This window comes from Streptomyces sp. NPDC003034 (assembly GCF_053591375.1).
The window spans coordinates 419,593-425,887 of sequence record NZ_JBSFTS010000003.1 but is presented as its reverse complement, the minus strand read 5'-3'; the positions used below and the strand labels follow the sequence as shown (position 1 = coordinate 425,887).

The 6,295-nt window shown below is 73.0% G+C and carries 5 protein-coding genes; 1 reads left to right on the top strand and 4 read right to left on the bottom strand.

Features of this window, described 5'->3' with window-relative positions:
• On the bottom strand, positions 1-1,543 hold a 1,543-nt coding region (locus ACWDX7_RS06425; RefSeq protein WP_451749713.1), incomplete at its 3' end, for an acyl-CoA synthetase.
• Between the two features lie 18 nt (positions 1,544-1,561).
• The gene (locus tag ACWDX7_RS06420) at positions 1,562-2,668 is read right to left on the bottom strand and encodes a nitronate monooxygenase (RefSeq protein ID WP_451488364.1); all 1,107 of its coding nucleotides are present in this window, start codon (positions 2,666-2,668) and stop codon (positions 1,562-1,564) included.
• A 374-nt stretch (positions 2,669-3,042) separates the two neighbouring features.
• Here ACWDX7_RS06420 and ACWDX7_RS06415 point away from each other — a divergent pair, with 374 nt between their 5' ends.
• Entirely contained in the window at positions 3,043-5,067 is a 2,025-nt protein-coding gene (locus ACWDX7_RS06415) for a serine hydrolase (RefSeq protein ID WP_451488363.1), read from the top strand.
• A gap of 101 nt (positions 5,068-5,168) precedes the next feature.
• Here ACWDX7_RS06415 and ACWDX7_RS06410 read toward each other — a convergent pair whose 3' ends face one another.
• Together ACWDX7_RS06410 and ACWDX7_RS06405 are read right to left on the bottom strand one after the other, a co-directional pair.
• Positions 5,169-5,561, bottom strand: a complete 393-nt coding sequence (locus tag ACWDX7_RS06410; RefSeq protein ID WP_451488362.1) for a VOC family protein — start codon at positions 5,559-5,561, stop codon at positions 5,169-5,171.
• Between the two features lie 9 nt (positions 5,562-5,570).
• Positions 5,571-6,233, bottom strand: coding sequence for a TetR/AcrR family transcriptional regulator (locus ACWDX7_RS06405; RefSeq protein WP_451488361.1), 663 nt, complete (start codon positions 6,231-6,233; stop codon positions 5,571-5,573).
• Positions 6,234-6,295 lie beyond the last annotated feature (62 nt).

Below are 6,295 nucleotides of genomic sequence, written 5' to 3'. Positions count from 1 at the left end.
GCCGCTTGTACAGCTTGCCGTTCGGGTCGCGCGGCATCGTCTCGATGAAGTCGACGGACTTGGGGCGCTTGTAGCCGGCCAGTCGCCGCTCGCAGTGGCGCAGGATCTCCGCGGCCAGGGCCTCACCCGCCACGAAGCCCTCGGCCGGTTCGATGACGGCCTTGACCTCCTCGCCCCAAGAGGGGTGGGGAATGCCGAAGGCGGCGGCGTCCGCGACCGCCGGATGGGTGAGCAGGGCCGACTCGATCTCGGCCGGGTAGATGTTGACGCCGCCCGAGATGATCATGTCGATCTTGCGGTCGCGGAGGAAGAGGTAGCCCTCTTCGTCCAGTACTCCCAGGTCGCCGACGGTGAAGAAGTCGCCGATGCGGTTCTTCCTCGTCTTGCCCTCGTCGTTGTGGTAGCTGAAGCCGCCGGTGTTCATCTTCAGGTAGACGGTGCCGAGTTCACCGGCCGGCAGCCGGTTGCCGGCGTCGTCGAAGATGGCCAGTTCGCTGATCGGCCACGCCTTGCCCACCGTGCCCGGCTTCTTCAGCCAGTCCTCGGCGGTCGCGAAGGCGCCGCCGCCCTCGCTCGCCGCGTAGTACTCCTCCACGCACCGGCCCCACCAGTCGATCATCGCCCGCTTGACGTGCTCCGGGCAGGGGGCGGCGCCGTGGATGGCGTGCCGCATCGAGGAGACGTCGTACGCGTCCTTCGTCTCCTGCGGGAGCGCGAGGAGCCGGTGGAACTGGGTCGGGACCATGTGCGTGTGCGTGCAGGCGTACTGGTCGATCAGGCGCAGCATCTCCTGCGGGCTCCACTTGTCCATCAGGACCAGCGGGTGCCCGATGTGCAGGGCCGCGCCGGCGAATTGCAGGACGGCCGTGTGGTAGAGCGGCGAGCAGACGAGGTGTACGTTGCCGTCGAAGGGGCGGATGCCGAAGATGCCGAGGAAGCCGCCGAGGTACGTCTCCTCCGGCAGCTTGCCGGACAGCGGGCGGCGGATTCCGCGCGGGCGGCCGGTGGTGCCCGAGGTGTAGTTCATGACCCAGCCGAGGGTGCGCTCCTCGGGGGGCGTCGCGGGCTGTCCGTCGAGGAGCCGGCGGTACGGACGGAAGCCGGCGACCGCTCCGACGGCGTAGCGGTGGCTCGCGGACAGGGCCGCCTCGTCGGCCGCGGCGGTGGCGGCGTCGGCGAAGCGCTCGTGGGCGATGAGGACCTTGGCGCCGGAGTCGGAGACGATCCAGGCGATCTCCGGGCCCACGAGGTGGTGGTTGACGGGGACGAGGTAGAAGCCGGCCTGGGTGGCGGCGAGGTAGGCGGTGAGGAACTCGACCCCGTTGGGCAGGACGACGGCGAAGGCGTCGCCCCTCTCCAGGCCGGCGCCCCGCAGCCCGTGGACCAGCCGGTTGACGTCGGCGTGGAGCCGGCCCGCGCTCCACTCCTCGCCCCCGGGGGTGATCAGGACGGTGCGGTCCGGGTCGGCGGCGGCCTGCGCCCAGAACCCTCCACCGGACTTCGTCCCTAGGGACCCTGCTGCCGGCGCCTGCTTGTCGTTCATGGCGGTCGCGCTCCTCTCTCAGGCTCGGCCGGCGATGCGCGTGATGCGGTCGACGGCCATCTCGAAGCCGCGGGTGAGGTCGTCGAAGACGGCCTGGACGCTGCGCTCGGTGTTCATCCGGCCGACGATCTGGCCGACGGGGGTGCCGAGCAGCGGCTGGACCTCGTACTTCTGGATGCGGGAGACGGCCTCGGCGACCAGCAGGCCCTGGAGCGGCATGGGGAGCGCGCCGGGGCCGTCCGGGTCGTCCCAGGCGTCGGTCCAGGCGGTGCGCAACTGGCGGGCGGGCTTTCCGGTGAGGGCGCGGGACCGGACGGTGTCGCCGGAGCCTGCGGCGAGCAGCTTCTCGGTGAGGGCGCGCGAGTGCAGATCGGCCTCGGTGGTGGTGAGCCAGAGGGAACCGAGCCAGGCGCCCTGGGCGCCGAGGGCGAGTGAGGCCGCGATCTGCTCGCCACTGCCGATACCGCCCGCGGCGAGGACCGGGAGGGGGGCGACCGCCTCGACTATCTCGGGGACCAGGACCATGGTGGCGATGTCGCCGGTGTGTCCGCCGGCCTCGTAGCCCTGGGCGACGACGATGTCGATGCCCGCTTCGGCGTGGCGCCGGGCGTGCTTGGCGCTGCCGGCGAGGGCGGCGACGAGGACGTCGTGGTCGTGGGCGCGCCGGATGACGTCGGCGGGCGGGGAACCGAGGGCGTTCGCCAGGAGTTTGACGGGGTAGTCGAAGGCGACGTCGAGCTGGTTGCGGGCGACCTGTTCCATCCACCCGGTGATCCGCCAGCCGGAAGCCTCTCCCTCGGCGAGTTCGGGCACGTGGTGTGCGGCGAGGGTGTCGCGGACGAACGCACGGTGCGCGGCCGGGATCATCGCCTCGATGTCGGCTTCGCTGATGCCGTCGACGGCCTTCTTGGCGGGCATGACGACGTCGAGGCCGTAGGGCTTGCCGTCGGTGTGCGCCTGCATCCAGTCGAGGTCGCGTTTGAGGTCGTCGGGCTCGGTGTAGCGGACCGCGCCGAGTACGCCGAATCCGCCCGCGCGGGTGATGGCGGCGGCGACCGCCGGGAAGGGCGTGAAGCCGAAGATGGCGTGCTCGACTCCCAGTTTCCTGCTCAGCTCCGTCTTCATGGGCGGCAGGATGCCGCAGCCCGGCGGCCGAGGGAAGGGCTTTTCTGATGCAGCGTCAGATTTCTTAGCGGTTGGCCGGTGCGGGAGATGGGCGATGCGCGGGCAGATATCCACTGAGCCTGTCGTCGAAGTGGGCCCTAAGGCCTGCGGACTGCGGTGTCGTGTGGCGCGAGGCGGCGGCACACCCCGTGTACTGGACGCGTTGGGGCGCCGACGACAGCCGCGGCGAGGTGCGAGCCGGGCGCCGCGGACCGGGCACCATCGCGAGACCACAGCACAGCCACATCACTGCGACACCACGGCGGCGACACCACGGCGGCGACAGGACGACGGCAGAGCCCGGCGGGCGCGGGCAGGGACGAGGAGGAGCGGACATGGGCGGTACGGGGGACAACGGCGCGCCGGAATCGGGCCAGGGCGAGGACGGCCGCCACCTCGGCGGCCGCGACGGCGAAGGCGGCACCCGGCTGCCGCACGCGGCCGCACCGGGCGGAGCGGCGCCGGGCGGAGCCGCACCGAAGGGAGCCGCACCGGGGAGCGCCGCACCGCAGGGAGCCGCACCGGGCGGCGGCTTGAGCCGGCGGCGGCTGGGCGGGCGGCTGCTCGCGCTCGGCGGGGTGCTCGTACTGCACGCGGCGCTCCCGGCGGCCGCCGGGGCGGCGGGCAACCCGGTCGAGCGACGCGCCCTCCAGGGCCTGCGGCTGCGGTACGGGTCCGCCCGCCAGGCCGGACTGCTGGAAAAGCACCTGGAAGGAGTGGTGGACGAGGCGCGGCGCTTCCTGGAGCCCTCGCCCGAACACCCCTACTACGCCGGGGCCGTGGTCCTCGCCGGGCGCGGCCGGACCATCGCACTGCACCGCGCCGTGGGCGACGCCGTCCGGTACGCGGACTACGACGGCCGGACGGACCGGGCCCGGGAGTTCCCGCCGGCCGAACGGATCGCCATGGCGGAGGACACCGTCTTCGACCTGGCTTCGCTGACGAAGCTCTTCACGTCCATCCTTGCCGTGCAGCAGCTGGAGCGCGGCCGGCTGGAGCTGGAGGCCCCGGTGTGCCGGTACCTGCCGGAGTTCTGCGGGGACGCGGCGACCGCCGGCCCCACCGGCCCGACCGCCGGCCCGGAGGCCGGGCCCGGCAAGGAGCTGATCACGGTCCGCCAGCTCCTCACGCACACCTCGGGGCTCCGTTCCTGGGCGCCGTTCTACCAGGAGCGCACCCCTGAGGGGCAGTTGAGACTGCTCGCGTCGGTGCGGCCGCAGGAAACCCCCGGGACGGTGTACCGGTACTCCGACCTGAACCTCATCACGCTGCAACTGCTCCTGGAACGCATCACCGGCCGCACCCTGGACGTGCTGCTCCACGAGGAGATCACCGGCCCGCTGGGAATGCGCCGTACCCGCTACAACCCGCCGCTCTCCTGGCGCCGGGGCACCGCCGCCACCGAGGTGCAGCGTCCGCCCTGGTCCGGCCTCGACCGGGGGCTGGTGTGGGGCGAGGTACACGACGAGAACGCCTACGCCCTGGGCGGTGTCGCCGGTCACGCCGGCATCTTCGGCACGGCGTGGGACCTGGCCGTCCTCGCCCGCACCCTCCTCGACGGCGGGGTCTACGCCGGCCGGCGCATCCTGCGCTCCGCCTCCGTCGAGCTGCTCTTCACCGACTACAACACGGCCTTCCCCGGCGACGACCACGGTCTCGGCTTCGAGCTCTACCAGCACTGGTACATGGGCGCCATGGCCACGCCGCACTCCGCCGGCCACACCGGCTTCACCGGCACCTCCCTCGTCCTCGACCCCTCCACCGACTCCTTCCTGATCATGCTGGGCAACTCCGTGCATCCGGTGCGGACCTGGCGGGCCGGCAGCGCGCCCCGGGTCGCGGTCGCCAACCGCTTCGCCCGCGCCGTTCCCGTCCGCACCCGGCACGGCGGCGCCGCCTGGTTCTCCGGGACCGACCCCGGCGGTTCGGGCACCCTCACCCTCCCGCCGCTGACCCCGGCCACCGCCGCCGCCCGGCTGCGCTGCGCCGTGTGGTGGGACACCGTGCCCGGGGAGGGCGCCTTCCACGTGGAGGCCTCGCCCGACGGGCGGACCTGGCAGCCGCTGGCCTTCAGCACGCTGCGGTCCACGGGCGGTATCGCCGAACAGTGGCCGCGGGGCTCCGCCGGAGGCTGGTCCGGCCGCATCTGGCACCGCCTCGAAGCCCCGCTCACCGCCGCCTGGGCGGGCCGTGAGGTGCGGCTGCGCATCCGACACTCCGCGACCGGCCGCTACGTCGGGCGAGGGGTCTACGTCGACCTCGTACGCGTGGCGGAACCGGGCCGCCTGCTCTTCGCGGAGGACCGCCCGGCCGACGCCGGCCGCGTCAAGGCCATCGGCTGGACCCGCTCGGCCGACTAGACGTGTCTCTCGCATCTCCGTGAGCGGCCGCGGCCGCGGTCAGGCGCCGACGTGGTCCGCCCCGCCACGGTCAGGCGCCGACGTGGTCAATCCAGCCACGGTCAGCCACCGACGTGGTCAGCCGCGATCAGGCAGAAGGGGTGGCCCGCCGGATCGGCGTAGACGCGCCAGTCGCGGCCTTCGGGACCGGGGTCGAGGAGTGTCGCGCCACAGGCCAGTACCTGTTCCTCGGCTCGGCCCAGGTCCGGCACGGTGAGGTCCAGGTGGGACTGCTGGGGCCGGGCCGGGTCCGGCCACCGGGGCGCCTGGAAGTCCGCCGCCCGCTGGAAGGCGAGGACCGAGCCGGAGGGCGTGTGCAGCGTCGCCCAGTCCTCGTCGACCGACCAGCGGCGGTCCGGCTGGTTGACCGCGCCGCCCAGCAGGGTCCGGTAGAACTCGGCCAGCCGGAGCGGATCAGGACAGTCCAGGACGATGCATTGCAGTTCAGCGATCATGTCTGGATCCTACGGCTTTGGACCAGACGGGACGAGGACCGCGTCGAGCATCCGCCGTACGACGGAGGCCAGTTCGGCCGGATCGGGGGCCGGGCGGGAGCGGGCCAGGGCGCCGGCCAGCCGGTCGTAGAGGAGGCCGTCCGCCCAGGCCACCATGAGTTCGGCCGCCTCCTGCGGCCGCTCCGACCCCAACGCCCGGAGGATCGTCGCGGCCCGGTCCCGCGCGCCCAGGCCGGCCTGATGGAACTGCGGCTCCAGCTCCGGATTCCGCGCGGCCTCCAGGCTCAGTTCGAAACGGGCCAGCTGCCTCGCGCGTCCGGTGGTCAGCCAGCGGTGCAGCAGCGCGGCCAGCGCCGCCGCGGCCGCGTCCCGGTCGGCCGGCACGGCGCTTCCCAGACCGCCGCCACCGCCACCGCCACCACCGTCGCCGGCGCCGCCGGCACCGTCCACGTCGGCGAGGTCCAGTTCCGCCAGCCGTTGGTAGCAGGCACCGATCAGGGCCGTCCTCGTACGGAAGTAGTACGAGGTGCTGCCGGCCGGCAGCCGCGCCGCGGTGTCAACGGCGCGGTGGGTCAGGCCCCGCAGTCCGGCTTCGGCCACGAGGCCGATCGCCGTGTCCGCGATCAGCGTGCGGCGGTCCGTGCTCTGCGGATTGGCGTGAGGGGTGGACATGGCTTCACTCTACAGCTGTAGAGTGAAGCCATCGGCTCTACAGCTGTAGAGGCCATGGTGCA